The 20809-nt window shown below is 38.3% G+C and carries 22 protein-coding genes and 1 pseudogene; 20 read left to right on the top strand and 3 right to left on the bottom strand.

What is annotated here, in order from left to right; all coding sequences use genetic code 11:
- Positions 1-216 precede the first annotated feature (216 nt).
- Positions 217-1388, bottom strand: a pseudogene (locus tag MHB39_RS09690) (multidrug effflux MFS transporter).
- A 288-nt stretch (positions 1389-1676) separates the two neighbouring features.
- Between MHB39_RS09690 and MHB39_RS09695 the strand changes: the two are divergent.
- The 4 genes from MHB39_RS09695 to MHB39_RS09710 all read left to right on the top strand — a co-directional run bounded on the left by MHB39_RS09695 (position 1677) and on the right by MHB39_RS09710 (position 4459).
- A complete protein-coding gene (locus MHB39_RS09695; protein WP_342546486.1) occupies positions 1677-2528 on the top strand; it encodes a GNAT family N-acetyltransferase in 852 nt (283 codons plus the stop codon).
- Between the two features lie 103 nt (positions 2529-2631).
- The gene (locus tag MHB39_RS09700) at positions 2632-3165 is read left to right on the top strand and encodes a GNAT family protein (RefSeq protein ID WP_258859259.1); all 534 of its coding nucleotides are present in this window, start codon (positions 2632-2634) and stop codon (positions 3163-3165) included.
- A gap of 162 nt (positions 3166-3327) precedes the next feature.
- On the top strand, positions 3328-3543 hold the full coding sequence (locus MHB39_RS09705; protein WP_016993664.1) for a hypothetical protein: 216 nt from the start codon (positions 3328-3330) through the stop codon (positions 3541-3543).
- 136 nt (positions 3544-3679) lie between these two features.
- Positions 3680-4459 (top strand): class I SAM-dependent methyltransferase, encoded by a 780-nt coding sequence (locus MHB39_RS09710; RefSeq protein ID WP_036081205.1) that lies wholly within the window; start codon positions 3680-3682, stop codon positions 4457-4459.
- Positions 4460-4649: 190 nt separating this feature from the next.
- Here the strand turns inward: MHB39_RS09710 and MHB39_RS09715 are convergent, their stop codons facing one another.
- On the bottom strand, positions 4650-5045 hold the full coding sequence (locus MHB39_RS09715; protein WP_342546487.1) for a glucosamine 6-phosphate synthetase: 396 nt from the start codon (positions 5043-5045) through the stop codon (positions 4650-4652).
- A gap of 192 nt (positions 5046-5237) precedes the next feature.
- Here MHB39_RS09715 and nagZ point away from each other — a divergent pair, with 192 nt between their 5' ends.
- From nagZ to MHB39_RS09750, 7 genes are all read left to right on the top strand, one after another.
- Positions 5238-6926, top strand: a complete 1689-nt coding sequence (gene nagZ, locus MHB39_RS09720) for a beta-N-acetylhexosaminidase (RefSeq protein ID WP_342546488.1) — start codon at positions 5238-5240, stop codon at positions 6924-6926.
- Positions 6927-6992: 66 nt separating this feature from the next.
- A complete protein-coding gene (locus MHB39_RS09725) occupies positions 6993-8429 on the top strand; it encodes a helix-turn-helix domain-containing protein (protein ID WP_342546489.1) in 1437 nt (478 codons plus the stop codon).
- A 202-nt stretch (positions 8430-8631) separates the two neighbouring features.
- The gene (deoD, locus tag MHB39_RS09730) at positions 8632-9339 is read left to right on the top strand and encodes a purine-nucleoside phosphorylase (protein ID WP_258859254.1); all 708 of its coding nucleotides are present in this window, start codon (positions 8632-8634) and stop codon (positions 9337-9339) included.
- 62 nt (positions 9340-9401) lie between these two features.
- Positions 9402-10583: a nucleoside transporter C-terminal domain-containing protein gene (locus MHB39_RS09735; RefSeq protein WP_342546491.1), complete on the top strand. Its 1182-nt coding sequence runs from the start codon at positions 9402-9404 to the stop codon at positions 10581-10583.
- A gap of 177 nt (positions 10584-10760) precedes the next feature.
- Positions 10761-11189 carry a hypothetical protein gene (locus MHB39_RS09740; protein ID WP_312127282.1) on the top strand — a complete coding sequence of 143 codons (429 nt, stop codon included), beginning with the start codon at positions 10761-10763 and terminating at the stop codon, positions 11187-11189.
- A 166-nt stretch (positions 11190-11355) separates the two neighbouring features.
- Positions 11356-12294: a rhodanese-related sulfurtransferase gene (locus MHB39_RS09745; protein ID WP_342546494.1), complete on the top strand. Its 939-nt coding sequence runs from the start codon at positions 11356-11358 to the stop codon at positions 12292-12294.
- A 299-nt stretch (positions 12295-12593) separates the two neighbouring features.
- Positions 12594-13487, top strand: a complete 894-nt coding sequence (locus MHB39_RS09750; protein WP_342546495.1) for an SDR family oxidoreductase — start codon at positions 12594-12596, stop codon at positions 13485-13487.
- A 142-nt stretch (positions 13488-13629) separates the two neighbouring features.
- Here MHB39_RS09750 and MHB39_RS09755 read toward each other — a convergent pair whose 3' ends face one another.
- Positions 13630-14121 (bottom strand): DinB family protein, encoded by a 492-nt coding sequence (locus tag MHB39_RS09755; RefSeq protein WP_342546496.1) that lies wholly within the window; start codon positions 14119-14121, stop codon positions 13630-13632.
- A 227-nt stretch (positions 14122-14348) separates the two neighbouring features.
- On the opposite strand from MHB39_RS09755, the gene MHB39_RS09760 reads away from it, so the two are divergent.
- The 9 genes from MHB39_RS09760 to MHB39_RS09800 all read left to right on the top strand — a co-directional run bounded on the left by MHB39_RS09760 (position 14349) and on the right by MHB39_RS09800 (position 20784).
- On the top strand, positions 14349-14555 hold the full coding sequence (locus tag MHB39_RS09760; RefSeq protein WP_036081178.1) for a helix-turn-helix transcriptional regulator: 207 nt from the start codon (positions 14349-14351) through the stop codon (positions 14553-14555).
- Positions 14552-15046 (top strand): hypothetical protein, encoded by a 495-nt coding sequence (locus tag MHB39_RS09765; RefSeq protein WP_342546498.1) that lies wholly within the window; start codon positions 14552-14554, stop codon positions 15044-15046. The genes MHB39_RS09760 and MHB39_RS09765 overlap by 4 nt, the downstream gene beginning before the upstream one ends.
- 151 nt (positions 15047-15197) lie before the next feature.
- Entirely contained in the window at positions 15198-15794 is a 597-nt protein-coding gene (locus tag MHB39_RS09770) for a VanZ family protein (RefSeq protein WP_238542879.1), read from the top strand.
- A gap of 112 nt (positions 15795-15906) precedes the next feature.
- Entirely contained in the window at positions 15907-16218 is a 312-nt protein-coding gene (locus MHB39_RS09775; RefSeq protein ID WP_016993679.1) for a hypothetical protein, read from the top strand.
- Between the two features lie 1285 nt (positions 16219-17503).
- Positions 17504-17734 (top strand): hypothetical protein, encoded by a 231-nt coding sequence (locus tag MHB39_RS09780; protein ID WP_342546501.1) that lies wholly within the window; start codon positions 17504-17506, stop codon positions 17732-17734.
- Positions 17735-17824: 90 nt separating this feature from the next.
- The gene (locus MHB39_RS09785; protein ID WP_312126630.1) at positions 17825-18331 is read left to right on the top strand and encodes a GNAT family N-acetyltransferase; all 507 of its coding nucleotides are present in this window, start codon (positions 17825-17827) and stop codon (positions 18329-18331) included.
- Between the two features lie 106 nt (positions 18332-18437).
- Positions 18438-18941, top strand: coding sequence for a hypothetical protein (locus tag MHB39_RS09790; protein ID WP_342546503.1), 504 nt, complete (start codon positions 18438-18440; stop codon positions 18939-18941).
- A gap of 243 nt (positions 18942-19184) precedes the next feature.
- A complete protein-coding gene (locus tag MHB39_RS09795) occupies positions 19185-19682 on the top strand; it encodes a sigma-70 family RNA polymerase sigma factor (protein ID WP_258858841.1) in 498 nt (165 codons plus the stop codon).
- Positions 19669-20784 (top strand): hypothetical protein, encoded by a 1116-nt coding sequence (locus MHB39_RS09800; protein WP_342546504.1) that lies wholly within the window; start codon positions 19669-19671, stop codon positions 20782-20784. Before MHB39_RS09795 ends, MHB39_RS09800 begins: the two co-directional genes overlap by 14 nt.
- Positions 20785-20809: the final 25 nt, after the last annotated feature.

Genomic DNA, 20809 nt, shown 5'->3' on the forward strand with positions numbered 1-20809 from the left:
CATCAGGAGATAGTTAGATCACTGCACGATGCCTACTGAGTGAGAAAATTCAATAGGTGCCAGTGGGAAAAATTTAGAGCTAAGCTCCCTATAATCAAAGTGGGTGAAATTTTACGAAGAGTAAAATTTCACCCACTTTTTCTATTCGGAGAAGAGGTTTTGTTCTAGTCTTTCATCTATCTAAAAGCGATAGGATTAGAAGCCCGCTTTCTTCCATTATCGAATAAACTTTCTCCCAAAAAGCCACATCATTAAGGATAGACCTAAGAAATAAAGTGGCATTGTCAGTAAAGAACCGTTATGCAGTAAGCTCATACCAGAAGTGATGGCACTGACAAGTAAATAATAGCCGAGACTAAAGATAGCGCCTGCTGTGCCAATGACGTCCTGAAAATCTACTAACGCTAAACTTAAGCAATTAGGAAGTGCAATGCCTGAGCCTAGCAGTGTGATAAAAATAGTAATCAGCATACCAATGGCCATCATGCTCGCGTGCAATGGCAGGGTACAAACGATAGTCAAAAGCAAAGTGCCACCGAGCATTACCAAGCAGCCAACATGGATGATTTTTTGTGGCGGATGGCCGATGACGAGTCGCTTTGAAATCATAGCCCCTATTATGGAAGCAAGGGCAACAATGATACCAAGAAAGCCGTACAGGCCAGGTGACAGCTGGAAATACTCGATGAAAATAAAGGGTGCTTCGGCATAGTAGCTAAATAGGACACCATTGATGCCTCCAATTAGCAAACCATAGACAAGCACAATGGGTGAAGCAAAAATGCGTTTGACGACAGGCCAAATCGCCGTTCTTTGTCTTGTTGCAGGGTCAGTTGTTTCTGGAAGTCTGCAATAAGCATAGATAAACAACAAGATACTCATGATGACAAGGACAAAAAACACGGCCCGAAAGCCTAGTGCTTGATCCACCCAACCACCGATTAATGGCCCTACCGCAGGGGTAAAGGCAATGACGGCTGAAATTTGAGCAAACATGGCATGGCGTTGACTACCTGACAGACTTTCACGCAATATGGTCTGCGTAATAATGGAGCCAGTGGCAGCGCCGAACGCTTGGAGCAATCGACTTGCCAATAGAAAAGGGATTGACTCTGCATAAAAACAAAGTAGGCTACCTATGCCATAAAAATTAAACCGCCTAGCATGGCAGGTCGACGGCCAATAAAATCAGAAATCCATCCCCAGCAAAAAACACCGAGTGCAAAGCCAATAAAATAGATGCTTAAGGTTAATTGGACAGAGCTAAAGTCTACACCAAGTGCAGCTGCAATATCCGGTAGAGATGGGGTATATATCGTTTCGCTAATTTGTGGAAAAGCCACAAGAACAATCATTAATAATAAAGATGGTACTGCCTGTTTTTTCAACATATTGCCCTCCTACAAGCAAAATTCTACTTTGTTCGTTACAAGTAGATTGCGTAGCTAGGGAAACGGCGGGACCATTATAAGAATACGTTCATAGGATGTCATGTTGAAATCACCTTTGTATGCTTGAAGTAGGAGTGCATAGTCTAGCAACTATTATAGGCTATTTTACAATAATTATATAGTAATAATTGCTAAAGCTAAGAGATATTGCTTGTATAGGGAAGGAGGATTTTGTAAAATGGAACATATGTTCTTTTGAATTTAAATGACAGAGGGTGTATCTAATTGAATTTTGAGCTAACTTTATTTACTTCTACTGATATTCAGGGATTAATCGAGCTATCAGCTTCCGTTGGATGGGATTACGATGCCTACGAAATTGAAACGATTATGGCAGCAGGTAGAATAGTAGGACATAAAAATATGGAAGGAAAAATTGTTTCCAGTGCAGCTATTATTCCCTATGACACAAATGTAGCCTCCATTGGCATGGTGATTGTACATGAGCAATGCAGAGGTTTTGGCTTAGGTAGAATCGTTACTCAAGCGTGTATCAATAGTGTTTCAGCGGAAACAGCGATTTTGCTCGTAGCTACGAAAGAGGGAGAACCTTTATATCAAAAAATGGGCTTCACGACTGTTGAGCATGTACATAAATATTTGGCAGACAAATTTGTTGAGACGACCAGCGAAGCCGATTTTTTAGGCACCATCACAGAATTTCAAGAACAGGATTTTGAACAGCTTGTTAAACTTGACGTAGCAGCCTTTGGGGATAGTAGAAGAATCTTTTTGCGTAAAAGAATTCAGCAATCACAGCGCTGTGTTGTTGTAAAAAATCAAGACAACCAAATGATTGGCTATGGCTTAACGATCGCTGGGCCAATTTATCTTCTTTTAGGGCCAATCGTTGCGCCAAGTATGGAAATAGCACATCACATTATTAATGAAGTGGCTAAGGGCTATCAGGGAAAATTACGTATCGACTGTCCATCAGTTCAAAAGGAGCTTGGTCCAATTTTACAACAAAGTGGTTTTACGATGGCTGCCACACCACCTGTCATGATCTGTAATGCCAAAAAAATACCTACACGAAATCAAACATTATTTGCTCTAGCAGCACAAGCTTTTGGGTAATCAAACGTGCAAGCCTACTTTTAGGTTTGCACGTTTATATTGTCAAAAAAGGATTTTGAAGAAAGAGTAGCGAATGATATGGATGGTAGAGGAGGGGAACAGCATGTTTCCAGAATTAGAAACAGCAAGACTTAGGTTAAGAGAACTTACAGAGGAGGACATTGCTGCGATTTTTCGCTGCTTTTCCAATGAGGCTTTAACACGCTATTATGGACAGGAGCCTTTTGCTGACACACAGCAGGCTAAGCAGTTAATTAAGCAATTTGCTAAAAATTTTGAGGAAAAGCGTGGAATTCGTTGGGGAATTGAACGAAAAGATACGAATGAGGTGATTGGTACAGTTGGCTTTCATCTATGGTCGGCGGCACATCGACGAGCAGAGATTGGCTATGAAATTCATCCCGATTATTGGCGGCAGGGTTATACAAAAGAAGCCGTGCAGAAAGTAATTACTTATGGTTTTGGGAATATGAACTTAAACCGTATTGGAGCTGTTGTTTTTTTAGAGAATGAGGCATCCTCCCAGCTTTTAATTCAGCTTGGATTCCAACAGGAAGGTATATTGAGGGACTATATGTATCAAAAGGGACAGGGACATGATACATTTATCTATTCTTTGTTAAAAAAAAATGAATAACTTAGCTTTAGCGTTTTTATAGAATAATAATTTACTTAGAAATGGATAATAAATAATAATTTAGATGGAGTTTTGAGGGTACTTTTTTCGGTTATATTTCTTATATGAACAACAATTTTTATAAGTTTGTGTAAAAATGTAACAGATGAGGGGCTGGGTGTTATGGAGCAATATAGCACAGCTTATTTTCAAAAGCTAGATTTACTGTCAAGCCTATACGCGGGACAGGCTGCTTTAAAGGATTCCATTCCAGCAGAGAAGGTCAAGCGAATGGAGCGCTATCAACAAATTGAAGCGGCGATTACAAAACTAAATAACGAAATTAGAATAATTGAACGGACCATATTAAAGTCCTCCCATTCTATTCGAAATAGTTAATGGTAGCTCAACCCATGCATATCCCAGCATGGGTTTTTCGTTTGATAAGGTAAACTTATGTATTTTTATAATAATTATAGATTTTTCTTATGGGTGATCTACTAGTACACTAAAATAAAGAGGGAGGATGAAGAGAATGGGTATTGATTTCCACAATCAGCAACATCGTGCGTCTTATACAACAAGACAGGCAGACAGCTCATGGAAGGAAGCGTTAGCGACACATATTCCTTTTCATCGTATGGGAAAGGCAGTGGATATCGGCTGTGGCGGAGGGATTTATGCCAAGGCTCTTGTCGATATGGGGGTGGCATCTGTAACAGGTGTAGACTTTTCACTAGCCATGCTAGACGGAGCGAAAGAAAATTGTCGGGCTTATCCACAAATCACATTTGTCCAAGGGAGTGCTTTCAATACAGGGCTTTCAGGGGATACTTTTGATATCGTGCTGGAGCGAGCTTTAATTCATCACATACAAGATGTCAAAGCATGCTTTCAAGAGGCTTTTCGGCTCTTACAGAAAGATGGTTATTTTATCGTGCAGGATCGCACCCCAGAGGATTGCTTACTTCCAGGGGATGCTCATCATATAAGGGGCTATTTCTTTGAAAGTTTTCCTTCGCTTATTCAAAAGGAAGTAGAGCGCAGACACAATAGTCAGTTGGTGACAGAAAGCTTACAAGAAGTAGGCTTTCAAGAAGTTAACGAGCTAAAGCTATGGGAGACGAGACAGGTCTATGCCAATAAGGAGCAATTATTGGCCGATTTACAAGGCAGAGTGGGGCGTAGTCTATTACATGAGTTAAATGACACCCAATTATCGTCCCTTCTTGAGCATATAAGGAATGCAATTACCACTGAAGCTTCCATCATTGAAAAGGATCGATGGACGATTTGGATCGCCAAGAAAAAATAAGGATCATCCTATGGAGAGGCTCAACCCTCTCCATTTTTATTCGATTCAGCATCCCCAGAGCTATCCTTCAATTTACAGGATCTATCCGCCACTTTTAACTTTCTATCCGTCACTTTAGGATTGCTATCCACTACTTTGCACATTTTATCCGCTTTCCTAGAGAAAACTCTTATAGCATAACTATAAGGGATTATTTAGTAAGTGCCAGCAAAAATTGATCGCGGTCTGCTTCTTCCTGCATTTTACTGTCGACTAGCATTGCACCTGATTGGACACTTGTGATGTCGTTGCCTACAAGAAACTGTACATTCACCTTGGCTACTTCATTGTTAACCGTGCAATCACCCTCAAACTCTACAACATCCTGTCCCTTTTGTGTTTCAAAATAAACCCAATATGGATTTTCACAGGCAGAGGCAAAGGCACTCTCCAAAGTTTTTGTACTATTTTCATAGGAATAGTTTTTTACGTATGTAATGTATTCATTATCTGTAATATCCTTTTGTGGACCATAGAAGTACCAAAATATCGCTAAGATACCGATTGGCACAATCCACAATATATTTCTTTTACTTAATTTCCCCATATGTTATATCCCCCTTTATGTGAATATTTTAACATCTTCTTTTGCATTTTTGCTAGCTTACGATAATATTTTCTATTGAAGGCTGCGATTCTGTTCACAGCGTGAGCTTTGAATTCAGGTGGCAGTTATGATAACGTTAGTTGATAGATTTGTTTCGATGTCGCCAAATGGCTTGGTGAAGGAGGTTTTTACATGCATAAAAGAAGACGTGGTTTGCTGCTAGTTCTTGTGCTGATGTTGATGGGTCTAGCCTTTTTTATCGGCATGAAAGTGAGGCCAGTCACACTACCGACTAGAAATCCTGAGACAACGCCCGTTCAAGAGGATGCGTCTGAACAGGAAGGTGGTTCAGACAATATAGAGGTCCTCATACAGGATATTGCTCAATTAGCACGAGAAGGAAAAGTACCTGATGTGCCATTTGCAGCAGGAGATACAGAACAACAAGCGGTTCGTGAGCAATGGGGAGAACCGCAGCAGGTCACGGAATCCGCCAATGGACAATATGAAGATTACGAGGATGTGACGATTGGTTATCGAGGTTCACAGGCCTTCGATATCCGTTCATCGAAAGAGAATATCAAAAGCATTCGTTTAGCAGATATTAAAAATAAGTTGGGTGAACCTGATGAAGTTCGTTACTATCAGGATCCTTCAACCGATCAAATTATTCTTGTCTACCAAGTAAATGCCAGCTATCAATTAAAGTGGATTTTACCGAAACCGATTGACAGTGATGCCAATCCTACTGTTCATCATATTTCGGTCTATACGGAACTGAAGCCACAAGCGCCAGATACGGTGGAACAAATGACATTGGACGAGAAAATCGGTCAAATGATGTTTGCAGGTGTTTCAGGTACGACGCTTCAGCAGGAGACAATAAGACTTATTCAAAAGGCTAAAGTAGGTGGTTTAATTCTTTATGGCAATAATCTTGAAACACCACAGCAAACGGTCACATTGATGAATGACTTAATGGCTGCCAATTCGAATAATCAGCTACCACTTTTCCTTGGCACCGACCAAGAGGGTGGAAAAGTAGTCAGATTACCAGGCGCTTTAAAAAATTTCCCAACGAACCGAAAAATTGGGGACATTAACCAATCCAAGTTTTCATTTGAAGTAGGCCAATTATTAGGGGAGCAATTAAAGGCATTTGGCTTCAATCTGGACTTTGCGCCTGTATTAGATGTCAATAGCAATCCGAATAATCCAATTATCGGGGATCGTTCGTTTTCCAATGATCCAGCTATCGTCAGCAAATTGGGCATTCAAACAATGAAGGGTCTGGAGTCGGAGCAGGTTATTCCTGTCGTGAAGCATTTCCCAGGGCATGGTGATACATCTGTGGACTCCCATTTAGAATTGCCAAAGGTGACAAAAAGCTTGAACGATTTGAATCAGCTAGAGCTTGTCCCATTTAAAGAGGCCATTAACAATGGTGCAGATGTCGTCATGGTCGCACATATTTTATTGCCAAAGATCGATCCACAGTACCCTTCCTCCATGTCGAAGGAAATTATCACGGGTATGTTAAGAAAGCAACTGGGGTTTGACGGTGTTGTTATGACTGATGATATGACGATGAAAGCTATCACGAATCATTATGCGATCGGGCAAGCAGCTGTCGATTCGATCAAGGCTGGTAGTGATATTATTTTAATCGCTCATGAATATGCCAATATTACAGCAGCGATAGAAGCGGTAAAGATAGCCGTCAGCAATGGGGAAATAACAGAGGAACGCATCAATGAGAGTGTCCAAAGAATCGTAAAGCTAAAAGAAAAATATCAGCTTGTCAATCAGCCCGTGACTGCGGTCGATGTGAACAAGCTTAATACAGACATCGAAAAAGTATTGAATACGTATATGAAATAAAGGCGAAAAGGGACATACAGCAACCGATGTATGTTCCTTTTTGTGAATGATGGATAGGGTGAGAACGTGGATAAGGAATTCAAATTAGCTAGTCAATTATTACTGTTGCTAGATTCTGAACAAAGGTGGTTTACTTTAGCGGAGGTGGAAAAAAGCTTACATATTTCAGATAAGACCATACGTAAGCTCGTAGAAGAAATCAATCGGCAATTACCAGTAGCAATGACGATTGACGTATCTAGAGGAAAGGGAATTTTTCTACAACGCGATGGGCGAAGTACAACCGTTAGTGAAGTGCTTTCGAGCATGTTCAGGCAAACCATCTTCTATCGCTTCATGCACTTATTGTTTATCAATGGGCAACATTTTTCGATGGAGGAGCTAGCAGAGGCGATGTATATGAGCACCTCCTCGTTGAAGAAGCTGATTATGCAACTAAATAATCATGATTTGAAGCCATATAAGCTACGCATTACATACTCGACGCCAGCCGTAAAGGGAAACGAATTGAATATTCGCTACTTTTACTGGAAGTTATATGGTGATGCCTATGAGTATACAGGATGGCCATTTACCAATAGTGATGCTGATTTTATCAATCAATGCATCACACATATAGAGCATGAGCAAAGCATTGTTTATTTTATTAATTCCAAAAGGAAATTATCCTTTTTAGTGGCGATTGTATTGGAAAGAGCGAGAAAGGGAAACTATGTCAAAATTACGGAGGATGATTACGCTTGGGAAAGTGGAATGTTCTATTTGCCCGTAAAGGACTTTACACAGGCACTGGAAGAAAAATTCTCGATTGAATTACCAAGGAGTGAATTGTTTTTTATGCAATCTCTATTTAGTCTAAGCCAATATCATTATTATGAAGGCTCAGACATGACGCCAATGAAGGAAATCGAATTATATAAGAATAAAGAAATCGATCAAATGGCGCAGCAGCTGTTCTCCCTATTGGCAAAGGCTTACCCAAATCTGGATATGAATGAGCGGTTTAGCTTGGAGGTATATGAGTTCTTGGACAAGCTTTTAATTGATAATGCCATCCCTGAATGGCTGATGATTTCAAAAAGTAATTTAACAAACTATGTTCAAATTGAATGTCAGCAAATTTACCAAGATATGCAGGTCTGTATGCAAACATGGAAAAAAGCGTACCCTTCTATCCTGTATAATGACTTTCATTTAACCAAGCTTACCTTACTTGTTCGTTCAGGGCTACGTTATAAAAGTAAACGAGCCTTCTTGGTCATTGGAGAGGAATTTTCAATCCGCCACTATATCGCCAATTTAATCAAGAATGAAATTGGGGACCAGCTGATTATTAATACCTCTATTATGAAGGGGTTAACGGATGAAATGGTACAGCAGCATCACATTGATTTTGTCATAAGTAATTTCCCTGTTGCCTTAACGACAGTGCCAGTTGTTATTATATCCACGATTCCTTCCAAAAGGGATTTAGATAATATTCGTCAGGAACTGCTTCGATAATTTGGTCAATTATTTCCCGTACACTACGTAACAATCTGGTCTAGTTTGTCATCATCATTAAATCTTATACTCATAGTAGTTTCTGAACAGATTTCTTGTAAAAGAGATCGTGTTGGAAATGGCTATGGGTATTTTTTATTGGTAAATGAAAACGGTTACCTAATTGGATTTAAGATAAATGACATGTTTTGGAGGTATGAAAATGAGTAGACATTTAGGAGCAAAAAAGGGAGAAATAGCTGAGCGTGTCTTGCTACCTGGAGACCCATTACGTGCAAGATTTGTAGCAGAACATTTTTTAGAGAATGCTTATTGCTATAACGAGGTAAGAGGAATGTATGGTTACACAGGAACATTCAAAGGCGTGCCGATTTCCGTGCAGGGGACGGGCATGGGGAATCCATCGATGAGTATATACGGTACTGAATTGGTCAACGATTATGGCGTGAAGAAATTGATTCGTATTGGCACATGTGGTGCGATGCAAAAGGATATTCAAATCCGAGATATCATATTAGCCCAAGCAGTCTCTTCAGACAGTAATTTGACGGAGAAAATTTTCTACGGCAATAATTATGCCCCAATAGCGGATTTTCCCTTATTAATGAAAGCGTTTCAACAAGCACAGGGAAAAAAGGGGAATGTCTTTGTTGGCAACATTTATAATTCAGATGAATTTTATCGTGAAACATTAGACAGGCTTCATAAGTTTATGGAATTCGGTGTTTTAGGAGTAGAAATGGAAAGCACCGCTCTCTATACGTTAGCCGCAAAATATGGGGTAAAGGCATTGTCTATTTTGACGGTCGGTAGTCAATTATTAACAAATGAAAGCTTAACGCATGAGGAAAGTGAAAAATCCTTTTTTGATATGGTGGACATTGCTCTTCATACAATCATCGATGAGTAGGGGATTATGCTGGATGGGAAGAAAAAGCATTTGAAAACATTGTTCGTAACGGAGGGGACAACATGCATTATATCATTTCGCTAGTAGGTCTACTACTCGTGCTATTTTTAGCATGGCTTGCAAGTAATAATAAGAAAAAGATTAAATACCGCCCAATCATTGTGATGATTGTTATCCAGCTTGTTTTAGGGTTTCTATTACTGAAAACAGGTATTGGGGAATTTTTAATTAAAGGATTTGCTGATAGCTTTGCAAAACTACTTGAATATGCCAACGAAGGCACAAATTTTGTATTCGGTGGGATGGCGAATGAAGGCGCACATACATTTTTCCTCTATGTTTTAATGCCAATCGTATTTATGTCAGCCATCATCGGCATATTGCAACATTATAAGATTCTACCGTTTATGATTAAATATATAGGTTTCGTATTAAGTAAAATCAATGGGATGGGTAAACTAGAATCCTATAATGCGGTTGCTGCGGCAATTGTAGGGCAAAATGAAGTATTCATTTCAGTAAAAAATCAAATTGGCTTTTTACCAAAGCATCGACTCTATACCTTGTGTGCTTCTGCGATGTCAACGGTATCGATGTCCATTGTGGGCTCCTATATGACGATGCTAGAGCCAAAGTATGTAGTGGCAGCTCTCATATTAAACTTGTTTGGTGGTTTTATCGTGGCCTCGATCATTAATCCGTATGAAGTGCAAGCGGAGGAAGATATAATCGAAGTGCAAGAAGGTGAAAAGCAAACATTTTTTGAGATGCTAGGCGAATACATTATGGACGGTTTTAAGGTAGCCATCATCGTCGGGGTTATGTTAGTAGGCTTTGTTGGGTTAATTGCCCTCATTAATGGTGTGTTTAATGGCATTTTCGGCATCACATTCCAAGGCTTCCTAGGCTATGTCTTTGCCCCAATTGCCTTCGTCATGGGTGTACCGTGGCATGAAGCTGTGAATGCTGGGAGTATCATGGCGACAAAGCTTGTGGCAAATGAATTCGTTGCCATGCTGGACTTCGTTAAAATCCAAGACAGCTTTAGTGAGCGTACAGCAGCCATTGTCTCTGTTTTCCTCATATCCTTTGCTAACTTTGGCTCGATTGGTACTATCGTAGGTGCCGTAAAAGGGTTAAATGAAAAGCAAGGCAATGTGGTGGCACGCTTTGGATTAAAATTGCTCTATGGTGCTTCACTAGTAAGTGTTTTATCGGCAATCATTATTGGGATTGTGTTTTAAGTTGAAGAATACAAGAGAAAGAGCATATTTTAGGCGTATCAATTCCTAAAATATGCTTTTTTTGAGCTTTTGATGATCACTCAAAGAAACATTGTAACTTTCTTCCACAATTATCGTTGGATATATTAAGAGGAATAATTGTACCAATAGTAAAAATTCATAAGAGGATGGATTAGAATGAAAACTTTCTATCATTGTTTAATCATGTGGATTCCTTTTATAGTGCTGTTTGCCTTAGCAGGATTTGGCTTAGAGGTTTTAGAAGGAAGAAAAATCAGAACATCAGAATATATGACGGGATTTCGTGATTTAGGAGCTGGTTATATGTTCTTAATGGGCTCTTTTGCTTTTATTCTTTATCCGATTTCATTTTTACCACTAACATTGCTTGTGAGTCGTTTTATGAAAAATTGGCTGTATAAAGTGGCTTCCTTTACTTTATGTGGTGGGGCAATAGGGGCTTTTTCCTGCATAATCATCTATGATTCGCGATTTATAGAAGAATATAATGTAAGCATTGTCAATTCTATGCTCTTTTTTGGAATTGCGGGTTTTCTCTATGCTTTAGTAGAAAATGCGGTGAAGAAAAATATAAAATTTGTTTAACTAATGAATATGTCTTTTTTCATCTAGCGGAATATGGAAAAATTATTTCTACTCATTTCAGTCTAATTACCGATAGCATATTAACGGATTTTCCTTTATGGTTAATAAGTCGTAAAAGACACTATCAGGAATATCCTGCAAATATTGAAATGATAGGTGGAAAACAATGAATTATCGAGTTTTATTATATTACCATTACACGAAGATTGAAGACCCAGCGGCGTTTTCAGCAATGCACTTAGAAATGTGTAAAGAAATCGGTCTAAAAGGTCGTATTTTAGTAGCCAATGAGGGCATTAACGGTACTGTTTCTGGTACGATTGAGCAAACAGAACAATACATGGCAAACATGCAAGCAGACCCATTATTTGAAGGCATTGTTTTCAAAATTGATGAGGCAGAAGGACATGCATTCAAAAAAATGCACGTACGCCCACGACCTGAGTTAGTCAACTTAGGCTTAGAAGAAGACGTCAACCCACATGAGTTAACAGGTCGCTACCTGTCACCAGAACAATTCCTTGCTGAAATGCAAGATGAAAATACAGTAGTATTAGATGTACGTAACATGTATGAATACGATGTCGGCCATTTTCGTGGTGCGATTCGACCAGAGGTAAAGAACTTCCGTGATACACCAGAATGGGTCCGTGCAAACCGTGAGCTATTCGAAGGGAAAAATGTTTTAACCTATTGCACGGGAGGGATTCGTTGTGAGAAGTTTTCGGGTTGGATGAAACGTGAGGGTTTTGGCAATGTTGGTCAATTACATGGTGGTGTTGCCACATACGGAAAAGATCCTGTTGCGAAAGGTCAACTATGGGACGGTCAAATGTACGTATTTGATGAGCGTTTAACGGTGCCAATCAATCAAGTAGAGCATGTGATTGTCGGCCGTGATCACTATGATGGGGAACCTTGTGAGCGTTACATTAACTGTGCAAACCCTGAATGTAACAAGCAAATCATCGCATCTGAAGAAAATGAAGCTAAGCATTTAGGTGGCTGTACAATCGAATGTACAAAGCATGCACGCAACCGCTACATTGTGCGTCACAATTTAACAGAAGAGCAAGTAGCTCAAGCAATTGAGGCGTTAATTTAAACATACAAAGCGATATTAAATATCTTTCATAACCTACTTTATAGAGGTTCTTAAAACACTCAATGTAAGTGTTCAAACTATCCATTTCAACATTGGACTAGTCTGCTCGCTTACATAGGGTGTTTTTTTCTTTTGTAAGGAAAAAGTAAATGACACTATCATGGGAGGAAGAGGGTAATAAATCTGAAGCTGTTTAAAGTAAATGATCAGAGGGTATTCAACAAAATGTAACAGGATTTAAATAGTGCAAGCACGCAAAGTGTTTATCACTAATTAATCAAGATAGGAGATGATAGTTGATGGGAAACCCACATCTAACCGATCCACGCAAGAAATTTCATACCGAAAAATTCCCAAATCAGGAACAGAACACGCCAGCGCTACAGCATGGAATGATCCCCAAACCTGACTGCGGAGAAGAATCATATAAAGGATACAATCGTCTAGAAGGGCGCAATGCCTTAATTACAGGAGGCGATTCTGGGATTGGCCGTGCTGCCGCTATTGCTTATGCACGTGAAGGCGCCAATGTAGCCATACAATTCTTCCCTGGTGAAGAGGAAGATGCCAACGTCGTTAAAGAATTAATTGAAAAAGCAGGAAGAAAAGCATTACTGCTACCGTACGACTTGCGAGAAGACGGCGCAGCGACAGAGATTGTTACAAAAACCGTAGAAGCCTTTGGCGGATTGGACATTCTTGTATTAAATGCTGCGCAACAGATCGCACAGCCATCCCTAAGTGACTTAACAATTAAACAAGTGCAAGACACTTTCAAAGTAAACATCATCAGCATGTTCGAGACCGTAAAAGCTGCTGAAGAACATTTGGAGCCAGGAAGTGCAATTATCACCACCACATCGGTTCAATCTTTCGATCCATCCTCATCTTTAATGGATTATGCCGCGACAAAAGGTGCAATAAGCAACTTTATGGTATCCCTATCCTCGTACTTTGCTTCTAAAGGTGTCCGTGTCAATGGTGTTGCACCTGGTCCGATTTGGACGCCACTTCAGCTGGATAACGGGAAATTAGAAGGAGAGATTCCTGAGTTTGGCCAAAATACGCCCCTCGGCCGTGCGGGACAGCCCGTAGAGCTTGCACCAGTTTATGTTCTTCTGGCCTCGGATGAAGCAAGTTATATCACGGGTCAGATTTATGGAGTGACAGGTGGTAAGCCAATAGACTTGTAATCTTAAGTTTGTGACAAATATAAAACCTCTATGTAGGTGAAGAGCGATAAAGAAAAGGTGAAAAATAATGCCCCCTAAAGTTGGTAGTTTGTCTCTAACTTTAGGGGGCATCTTCTTTTCATTCATAAATTTGAAGCATCGTTTATAGGTAGGAGCGCTTAGCTGGCCATGATCCTTGTAGTTTACGAAGTTGGACAATTTGTCCTGTATGGTAAGCGTCGTGCAAAAGGATATTTAAATATTGTTGCCAAACTGGAAGAGCGGGACTAGGTTGATCTAATGCCTCTTCTTGCAGGGAGGCTAATGAAGATTGTAAGGCATCATGTACGTGAAGTGTTCGCTTCACTGTTTCTTGCCAAGCCTCTTCATCATGAGCGTCGCCTTGGACAAACGTTTCATCATTAGTTTGTGGTGCAACAAATGTCTCATCATTATGTAAGCGAGAAAGTAAGCGCTCTTTAAAGATTAGTAAATGGTTTACATTTTCCCAAATCGTATTAGCGGCATTTCCTTCTGGTTGCCAACTAGCTTGCGCAGCAGTGAGATTCTTTAATGCTTCTGATAACGGTGGGTACCATTCCTCTTCGTAAAAAACCTGATTGATTCCATTTTGCAAGAGCTCTTTTTTACTCATTTGGATAACCTCCTTTTTGTAACGCTCAACACATTCCTTACGATTAATTTATCAAATTTTCCGAAAATAGTACATAGTAATAGAATTGTGTTGTTCTTTACTCGCCATTGCCATTTCATCTAACTAAAAATCTAATTGTAAAGTTTGCTTGACATATGTAGTAATGTAAAGTAAACTTTACTTAACATTAAATGTATAGTTTGCTTTACATTTATAAAGGAGGCATTATGAAAAACAGAATTCGAGAATTACGAAAATTGAAGAAGATTACGCAGGAAGAATTGTCGAAACAAGTTGGCGTTTCACGGCAATCGATCATTGCTATTGAATCAGGCAAATTCAATCCATCCTTAGAGCTTGCCTACAATATTTCCAAAGCGTTCAATAGCACAATTGAAGAAGTGTTTATATTTGAAGAGGGGGAGAATGAATGATGGAGCTTAATATCTGGGGTATGATTGGATTGTATGGGGGAGTGCTTGGTGGACTCCTTGGATGGTGGTTCGGACGACAGAAAGCTAGAAAAAACAGAGGCTTAGACGAGCTGTACTATCATATTTGGCAAAAGGCGAGATCCTATTCATGGTATGTGACATTAGGAGCGCTGTATGTTTTCTTTACGTTACTCAGTTTTGGGATTGAATTAAGCACTGCGATGGTTTTAGGTATCCTTTTATTAACACACGTAGCGAGTTGGGGAATCATCGGAATTATGATGACCATCAATATGTTCAGTGCAGCCCCGTTACAGCCCTCGCGTGTGAAGGTGGGCCTATTCATCTTCATTACGTCCATTATTGTATTCACGATAATCTCGATCCTGACGACAAACTGGCTGTTTTTATTATTTAGCATTCCACCTAATTTAATTGCACTCTTTACTTCACTTACTCCAAAGCGAAAAGATTCCGAGGTAACCTACTAAACTTCATACTAATATCGTACCGTTTTTTCCCCTATAGATATGGTGGTCTATGGGGGTGTTTTTTATGACAATTAAAGCATCTAAATGGAAAAATGGTTTTGACTAACATTGTTAAAATAAGTAAAATGATAGTTGTTACAAAATTTAGGAGGTGTTTACTTTGCATACAAACTACGTTCTATATAATATTGTTCCTTTAGGATTTTTAGTTTTGTTGTTCTATATTTTTATAGATGTATTTCTTGATTACTTTAGAAAAGAAATCAAGCATAATCAAAGACGCGTTATCCTAGACAGCTTTCTCTTCTATTTACTATGTTTACTTCAAATTAAAGTAGGGGGAATAACGCTTTTACCTCTAAATCCAGCAGACGATAGTAGGAGTTTTATTACAGCTAATGATTGGTTTGGAATTTTTGATAGTATCCACTTCAATATGTATTTGTGGAGCTATTCAGCTTTAGCTTATAATTTTTTATTATTACTCCCCTTAGGGATATTTTTATTCGTTCTTTTCCATTTTAATTATAAAGCCATTTTAATAGTGATATTGTGTTGTTTAGGTATAGAGCTTTTACGTCTCCTATTAGGGTCGTTTAGTTTAGTTCCTAGGAACATTGGTTCTGTAGATGCTATTTACTTGTTATGTAATATACTTGGTGGAATAGTTGGTATAGTAATAGTGAAAATATTTATACATATACAAGTGAAGCGAAAAGATAAAGTTTATAAGGGTAGTTTTAATTGAATAATGTCTTCGGCAATCGGGCGCGTTTATTTATGTAGTTATTTGAAACCTTTCCCACAATTTACCGTTAAGTATTGTTAAACAGCAATACAAATAGAAAGAGGGATTCGTTATGATGGGTTGGCTTAATATTGGCAGTCTCTTACTAGGACTAATCGCTTGGATACTTCCAGTTATTTATCTAATGGGAAATAATAAGCATGAACATGCTAATTGGGGCATCCTTTCCGTTCTCAGCATCAGTGCCTGCGCTATTTCAATTAGCTTCCAGATGTTCTATCAATATCATTTAGTAAAAATTGAGGATTGGACGGCACTCCTGGACACCACACGTGCAGTCGTGATCGCCACAGCAGTTCTTCTCATTTTTACATTGCTATTAAATGGCCTTACTTTTATTGTATATCAAAAGAACAAAAAGTAAGAAATTCGTTGCCTGTTCGTATGATTGAAATATATTTTTGGTTTTCAGAGAGTGTAATGAAGCTAATGTAATTTTTGGGTCTTTTACAATCGGGCGTTTTTATTTAGCGAAAATCTACTCTTTCTCGTGAGATGGCTAAAACAAAGGCTATGAAAAAAATAGTATCAATTATTTTTACGAACAGAAAGTTACCGGTTGATGAGAGGTGCATGTAAAACGAGTGAGAATTCATCTTGGAGCTGTGTACCGAAAAGATCATTCTAAGTAGGCTACACCCGTAAGCATCCGAATCATGTGCGAGAGTATCGTCAAATGACCGTACTTCTTAAGGTAAGTAATGTGAATTGCTTATAAATTAAAGGTGGTAACACGAGTTGAATCGTCCTTTTGATTAATCCAAAAGGGCGTTTTTTTTATTCCTTTTTTGAGCAAGTATTTGAAAATCTAAACGTATGAGGAGTAAGCATTAGGAAAGATAATATCAAGATTCACAACTAAAGCGTGGAATTAAGTGCGCGTCACATGCAATTAATTGCACTTGGCGGATCCATTGGGGTTCTGAAGTAGCGGATAAAACATGAAAAGTAGCGGATATAACGTGAAAAGTGATGGATAGAGCAGACAAAGTGAGGGATAGGTTCTGAAGTAGCGGTTAAAACGTGAAAAGTAGCGGATACAACGTGAAAAGTGAGGGATAGAGCAGACAAAGTGAGGGATAGGCTCTGAAGTAGCGGTTAAAACATGAAAAGTAGCGGATAGAACGTGAAAAGTGATGGATAGAGTAGGCAAAGTGAGGGATAGGTTCTGAAGTAGCGGTTAAAACATGAAAAGTAGCGGATACAACGTGAAAAGTGATGGATAGAGCAGACAAAGTGAGGGATAGGCTCTGAAGTAGCGATTAAACCATGAAAAGTAGCGGATACAACGTGAAAAGTGATGGATAGAGCAGGCAAAGTGAGGGATAGGCTCTAAATTAGCGGTTAGAACGTGAAAAAGTGAGGGATAGGGCCATCTATTTTGCTCCTTTTCATTTAAGGGTCATATTGTTGAGTAAAGCAATACATCTTACATTTGCGTGTTTATCTTAACATTGGGTCCAATTGTTGAATAACATTCTTTTAAGTAAAGTTTCCAAACAAAGCTTCTGGCACTTTAAGTTTCAGCATTTTAATACATGATATACTTAAACGCACTTGAATTAACACAAGGTATATTGTTATCTTTGTAGAATCTAATTATTATAATAAATTGCGGTGAAATTCAATTATATAAAGGGAGTGTAAAGGTGGATCTACTACTTTGGGTAACTATTGATTTCATAATCATTGGATTTGTTGTGCTCTCTTCTATGAAAAAAGATATGGAAAGTAAGGTCGCTTTTATAAAGTTGAATATGGAGGAAGAGGGAAATTCATCACAAGCTAAAGCTGTAGTTTGGTGGATATGGAGTACCATTGCTTGGGGGATAGCGAGTATGTTTCTTGTTGTTTGGTGTGTCCATCATTACTTTGGGTAACTTTTTGGCTTCAAATGGGTAAAAACAGGTACTGCACATTTCTAAATGAAATATAGTAGCAAAATAGATTAAAAGCAAAGGGTGGGTAGTTTGAAGATTATCGAGACGGAACGATTATACCTGAGAGCGTTAAAAATGGACGATCATCATGAATTATCAAAAGTGCTTTCCGATCCAGAGTCTATGCACTATTACCCGCATCCTTTTAATCAAGAAGAGGTTAAAAATTGGATCAGCTGGAATGAGAAAAATTATAAGCAGTATAATCACGGACTATGGGCAGTTGTTTTAAAAGAAGGGGACCGATTTATCGGTGATTGTGGGATAACCATGCAGAACATTGACGGTGTATGGTTACCTGAAATCGGGTTTCACATTATTAAAGCGTATTGGAATAAGGGGTATGCCACAGAAGCGGCGTCTGCTTGTAAGGAATATGCGTTTAATGTTTTGGGCTATTCCGAAATATTTTCATATACGACCTTAAAAAATATTCCTTCCCAAAAAGTTGCAGAAAAAATTGGAATGAAAAATTATAAGTTTTTTGAGAAGAATGGTGAACAACAAATCGTTCAAGTTGCCTACAAAAGTTTATGAATAGTGAGTAACTCATTTTTTATTCCAAAAAAGGGCGCGTTTATTTAGGAACGTGTCTTTTTCTTTTAAAGAGTTAAATAGCATTCATTTTTCAAAGGGGGATTGAATGAAGAAATATATAAAAGGTTTAGTACCTTGCATTTATATGATAGTGTCGTTCTTTGTACTATCTGGCTGCAATGCTCAAAAAGGTGGTAATACTTATTATTTATTATTGATGGGTGAAAGTAAAAGCTGGAATCTAACAGGTTATGAAATTGTTATAACACCAGAAGACTTTAAAGCAGGATTTGGGACCTTAAAAATGAAAAACGTCAATACGTATATGACAGATTTCTTCCATTTTGAAACGCATGTGGTTATCGAGAGTGATGATTCAGTCGTTCATACTGATTCAGTTACTGGTGAGACGAATATAGCAGAATATACAACTGGTGCTATTGCAGGGCCATACATCAATAAAAATGGTGACTTTATTACACTGAAAGATATACATGAGATTTATGTGGTCGTTGAATGGTGGGATATTAGCAGGAACGAAAGTATAAAAGAAAGAATAGATTTATTTAACAAATCGAACAAAGATCAGTCCTTCTTGAGCGAACTATAGTTATAGTTGAATAACGATCTTCTCGGACGCTTTTCTGAAATAATAGAAAAGCGTCTTTCTTCATGAAAAGGGCCATTATCAGTAAGCCCATCTACTACATAGGTACTGTTGCATCATCTAGAAGTGCATTGCATTCTACTGCAATCTTGATAAATAGGCTACTCTAAAATATTTCCAGGAGATTGAACAATTTTTTAGAAAACGAGCGTCTAAGTAGTAGGATTGAAACGAGGTGAGTTGTTGTTGGAACAAATCGTAGAACAATATGGTGAATATTTATATCATCTTAGCTATTTATATATGAAGGATTTTCAGCTTGCAGAAGAGATTACACAAGACGTGCTCATGAAGTATTTATTACATAAAGACGATTTTAGAAAAGATGCTTCATTGAAAACGTATTTAACCCGTATCGCTATTAATTGCTGTCACGATGAACTACGAAAACAAAAGAGAAAATCATTTATATCAAAATTTTTACCACTAGGCAGAACTGAACCATCTGTGGAGCAAACGTATATAGCAACTGAAGATTTTGCAACTTTAAAGCAAATTGTCTTTGCATTACCACTTCATTATAGGGAAGTCATTGTACTGTTTTATTATGAAGAATTTGATGTTTCTGAAATTGCTAGTTTATTAAACGTCTCACAAAACACCGTTCGTACAAGGATTCGTCGAGCGAGAGAATTGTTGAAAACAAATCCGGAACTGGAGGCAATATTTTATGAAGGAATTTAAAGACAAGCTAAAAGAAGAATTGCGACAAGATGCCCCATTTACAAACGACATCAAGCAACGTATATTGCAAAAGAAACCCATAAAAAGAAAGTTCAACTGGCAGGTTGTCACCGTATCTATTGCAGCTTGTTTCATTATTGGGTTAATGCTATTCGTTGAGTTTTCTCAAAAGAATAACCTACAAACCGCAAGTCAGCAAAATGAGCTACTACCGATTGTCGATGATGTTTCTTCGTTAGACATCATTCAACCGAAATATGCCCATCTACTTGGAAAACAATGGATGCTGCATTTTTTGCCAATGATTATCGATAAGGAAGCCCCCATTACGTATGGCGATTATATTGCCTTTTATGGAACGGATGGGCTTGTCGTTTCAACTGTAGTAGGATTAGGGAATGATCATGTAGCAATGAAGCAAGGGCAAATTTTAGTAGAGGATACCCCATTAAAAGTTCATGGATTAAATGAGCAAATAAAAAAAGAGGATATTAATGATCCATTGAAAAATCCTTACTTTTTTCATAATTTTGGAACAAGACCAGCACCATTCAATGACAAATCGATTTCTGCGAAAGAAAAAGAAATGGTTGTCTATGACAGTGACGAAGGCCATACGATTATGAAAATTAGTGAGGGGCAATTAGTTGGTAAGGTCGTAGGCTTCCAAAATTTTGAGCTAACATTTGAATTGACTGAACAGGAGCAGCAAGTTTTTGATGCCTTTAAAGCGGATTATAATATTGAAAAGTTAAAAAATATGACACCCCAAGCGATTACTAAAATGTTTTTATTGAGTGATATTGAAAAAGATTATGAAACATATGAAGCATTGTTTACAACAAATAGGAACGATGAAACAGAAAGTGTTCGAAGATATTATGAGAAAACGAAAATCGTACGTCAGGAGTTGTTTACAAAGGAAATAAATCGCCTTATTATTGCAAACCTCTTTGCTGGGTTAGAACATGCGGAGTTTGAGCAACAAACAGATACAACAGGGGTTGTAAAATTTATTTCACTTGAAGGACCAACAGAGCTAGATATGGAGAAAAATGCCCAAGGAATTTGGCAGCCAGCCTTTAGCAGGGGAATTTATTAGCTTTTTAGAAAGGACATCAATTCTA

The sequence above is a fragment of the Lysinibacillus sp. FSL K6-4013 genome (genome assembly GCF_038630435.1).
Classification (GTDB): domain Bacteria; phylum Bacillota; class Bacilli; order Bacillales_A; family Planococcaceae; genus Lysinibacillus; species Lysinibacillus boronitolerans.